General features: G+C 41.5%; 1 protein-coding gene and 1 pseudogene. Both read right to left on the reverse strand.

Features of this window, described 5'->3' with window-relative positions; translation table 11 throughout:
* A pseudogene (locus tag ACFIKI_RS08655) lies at positions 1-267 on the reverse strand (DUF3987 domain-containing protein); the annotation flags it as partial.
* 12 nt (positions 268-279) lie between these two features.
* A partial coding sequence (locus ACFIKI_RS08660) for a toprim domain-containing protein (RefSeq protein ID WP_375666815.1) occupies positions 280-549 on the reverse strand: 270 nt, incomplete at its 5' end.

Raw genomic sequence — 549 nt, forward strand, 5'->3', positions numbered from 1 at the left:
AGAGACAGCAATAAAATCCATAGGGGCTTGTTGACGCTCTGAAACGTCATAAACATAATCCATGAATGGCATGGGGAATTGTAATGGATTAAAAGGCTCGACGGGTAAGAGAGCCGCCGTGATAGGCTTTAATTCCCCCCAACCATTTTGTTGCAATGCTTGCTTATAAGGAATGGCTTTTAAACAAGTCTTATCATTTAAAGAAACATTATCGTTATCATTGACGGGAGTATTTTTATTATTGTTTTGTAAATTACTATCTTTCATAGTTTCCCTCTTTTAAGAAAGTAATACGTTATTAAAATCGGTTCCTTTTGGAGCTTGCATGATAAAGACCTCAAAGCCATGGCTATAGGCACGCGCAGCGAGGTTAAAACCTGCTTTACGACCCGCATCATCGCCATCCATTGCGATTGTCAAACGCCCTTTTGTATGAGGTAAATTCACATGCCTCATGCCATGGGTTGAAAGGGACGCCCATAAATCAACGGGCTCTGATAACAACCCAGACAGCAGAGCCAGACCGGTTTCAATGCCTTCACAAATGAC

Origin of the sequence: Bartonella sp. TT121SHDZB (assembly GCF_042193415.1) — a bacterium.
Classification (GTDB): domain Bacteria; phylum Pseudomonadota; class Alphaproteobacteria; order Rhizobiales; family Rhizobiaceae; genus Bartonella.